Annotated in this window: 2 protein-coding genes and 1 pseudogene; all 3 read left to right on the forward strand. The window is 41.5% G+C overall.

Annotated features, from left to right (window positions below):
- Nucleotides 1-1308: pseudogene (locus AAGC65_RS25420) on the forward strand (glutamine synthetase type III); the annotation flags it as partial.
- Nucleotides 1309-1473: 165 nt separating this feature from the next.
- A complete protein-coding gene (locus AAGC65_RS25425) occupies nt 1474-2652 on the forward strand; it encodes an AIR synthase related protein (protein WP_343115264.1) in 1179 nt (392 codons plus the stop codon).
- 13 nt (nt 2653-2665) lie between these two features.
- Nucleotides 2666-3358: a sterol desaturase family protein gene (locus AAGC65_RS25430; RefSeq protein ID WP_343115263.1), complete on the forward strand. Its 693-nt coding sequence runs from the start codon at nt 2666-2668 to the stop codon at nt 3356-3358.
- Nucleotides 3359-3405 lie beyond the last annotated feature (47 nt).

Below are 3405 nucleotides of genomic sequence, written 5' to 3' on the forward strand. Positions count from 1 at the left end.
TCGCAATTTGAGTGCGCCCCTATTTATGAAGAAATAAACCTGGCCATTGACCACAACCAATTGTTGATGGATCTGATGGATCGCGTAGCCCGCAGGCATAATTTCAAAGTATTACTGCACGAAAAACCTTATGCCGGTCTTAACGGCTCGGGTAAGCACAACAATTGGTCGCTAATAACCAATACAGGTAAAAACTTGTTGTCACCAGGTAAAACGCCTAAGAACAACCTGATGTTCCTGACATTTTTCGTAAATACCATTAAAGCCGTTTACGAACATGCCGATTTGCTGCGTGCATCTATAGCCTCAGTTTATAATGATCACCGCTTAGGCGCTAACGAGGCTCCTCCGGCTATCATTTCTATATTCCTGGGCAGCCAGTTGAATGATGTACTTGATGAGATCGAGACCTCACGTATCAGCAAAAAAATAAAAGAGGATAACATGCTGTGGCAGGGTATTCCTAAAATACCGCAGATATTGCCTGACAATACCGACCGTAACCGCACCTCTCCTTTTGCCTTTACTGGTAATAAGTTTGAGCTGCGCGCTGTTGGCTCATCGGCAAACTCGGCCAGTCCAATGACCATATTAAATATGATTGTGGCCGATCAGCTTAAAAAATTCAAATACGATGTGGATAAGCTGATCAAGAAAGGCGAGAAAAAAGATCTTGCCTTATTAATGGTGATCAAGAAATATATCAAGGAGTCAAAAAACATTCGTTTTGAGGGCAATGGCTATAGCGAAGCCTGGGAAAAAGAGGCTGCTGCACGTGGCTTAGCAAACGTAAAAACTACACCTAAGGCACTGGACGCGCTGTTATCGGAAAAATCAGACATTCTGTTTGCCGAAACCGGTGTATTTACCCCGAGAGAAGCTCATGCCCGCCATGAGATTTTATTGGATAGCTTCTACAAAAAACTACAGATTGAAGCGCGTGTTATGGGCGAGCTGGTAATGAACGTGATCATTCCATCGGCTATAGCTTATCAATCAAAATTAATTGAGAACGTTAAAGGCTTAAAAGATATAGGCCTGAAAAGCGATGCTTATGCCGCCCAGCTTGATATTATTAGTAAAATATCCGAGCACGTTAACTTTATCAAAACAAATGTTGAGCAAATGGTTGATGAACGTAAAAAAGCCAACGCTATTGATGATATACGCCAGCGTGCCATTGATTATGATGAAAAGGTAAAATCATTCTTCCAGCCTATCCGCTACCATGTGGACAAACTGGAGCAATTGGTTGACGACACCCTGTGGCCGCTGCCAAAATTCAGAGAGCTGTTATTCATAAAGTAATTTTTCAAGAATAGCACTAATTGTTGCGAATTTCACAAATTATCAAAGCTGGCCGGTCAATCGGGCAGCTTTTTTTTATACCTAAAAACATTTAGCGCTAAATTCAACTATTCGTGTAATTCGCCTTAATTCGTGTAATTAGTGTCAAAATCATTAGTTTTGCGCATGGTTTCTTCACAACGTTATGATCAACGTGGCGTATCTGCATCAAAGGACGATGTACATAATGCAATAAAAAATATCGATAAGGGTATCTTCCCTCAGGCTTTCTGTAAAATTGTACCCGACATTTTAACCAACGATGCTGCATATTGTAACATTATGCATGCCGATGGTGCCGGTACAAAATCATCATTAGCATATACCTATTGGAAAGAGACCGGCGATATATCAGTGTGGCGCGGAATAGCCCAGGATGCTATTATCATGAACCTTGACGATCTGCTTTGTGTGGGCGCTACTGATAATATCCTGCTGTCATCAACCATTGGCCGTAATAAAAACCTGATACCCGGCGAGGTTATAGCCGCTATCATCAACGGAACCGAAGAAATACTTAGCGAACTACGCGATGCAGGCATCGGCATTTACTCAACCGGTGGCGAAACTGCCGATGTTGGCGACCTGGTACGCACCATTATTGTTGACTCTACCGTTACCTGCCGCATGAAACGCGATGAAGTGATCTCCAATCACCGAATTCAGCCCGGCGATGTTATCGTAGGCTTAGCCTCTTACGGCCAGGCCAGTTACGAAAAAGAATATAACGGCGGCATGGGTTCAAACGGCCTTACATCTGCCCGACATGACGTTTTCAATAAAACCATAGCCACCAAATACCCTGAAAGCTATGATGCTGCCATTCCTTATGAATTGATCTTCAGCGGAAGTAAAAACCTTACTGATATGATCGATATCGGCAATGGTCAAAGCATCACAGCAGGCAAGCTGGTATTAAGTGCTACGCGCACCTATGCTCCTATCATCAAAAAAATACTGGACGGTTACCGCAATCAGGTACATGGCATGGTACATTGCAGCGGTGGCGCGCAGACCAAAGTGCTACATTTTATTGACAACCTGCATGTAATTAAGGATAATCTGTTCCCGGTGCCGCCACTGTTTAAACTGATTCACGAAGAATCAAAAACAAGCTGGCAGGAAATGTATAAGGTTTTCAATATGGGGCACCGTATGGAGCTATATGTATCACAGGAAATAGCTGCCGACCTGATAGCCATATCTCAAAGCTTTGGTGTCGACGCTCAAATTATTGGCCGTGTGGAGAAAGCCGAAACTAAAAAGGTTACCGTAAAATCAGAATTCGGGGTGTTTGAATATTAAATTTTAATATCCTATGCTTAGGTTTCTGTCCGCGCAATCATCGTTTAACCTTTGGGTGATATTCGCGGCAGAGAACCTGTTGGTTACTTTATTAGCTCTACTTTTTGGCTGGGCTATTCTTAAGCTTACTCACAAGCCTATTCAACAGGCCTCGCGTCAGGAAGTATTCGTATGCCTTGTAACCAACATCATCAATACTATGATCACATATGCCGGCTTTTGGCTGTGGAAGCATGGCTATATAGTATTGGGTTATGAACTATCCTGGCGTATAATTATTGATTTCTTTATGCTTTTTATGCTGATGGATCTGGCTATGTTCATATTCCATTATTTTATACATCATTCGGCAATTTATAAAGCTATACACAGGTTTCATCACCACTATACCGATCCAACTCCTATTGACCTTTTTGTATTACATCCTTTTGAAACCGTTGGCTTTGGCTCACTATGGTTATTGATCATTACCTTGATCAGCTTTAATATATATGCGGTTTTTATTTATCTGGCTGTTAATATTTTTTTCGGCATCATGGGCCATTTAGGTGTAGAACCTATTCCATCCGGCATCAGAAAATTAATCCCTTTTAAATACTTAGGCACATCTTCATTTCACCACAGGCATCACCTCGATATTAGCTACAATTATGGTTTTTATACCAACATTTGGGATAAGCTTTTCAAAACTTACAAAGAAGGATAAAGGATAAAGGATAAAGGATAAAGGATAAAGGATAAAGGATAAAGGAT

The organism is Mucilaginibacter sp., from assembly GCF_039207105.1.
Lineage (GTDB): Bacteria > Bacteroidota > Bacteroidia > Sphingobacteriales > Sphingobacteriaceae > Mucilaginibacter.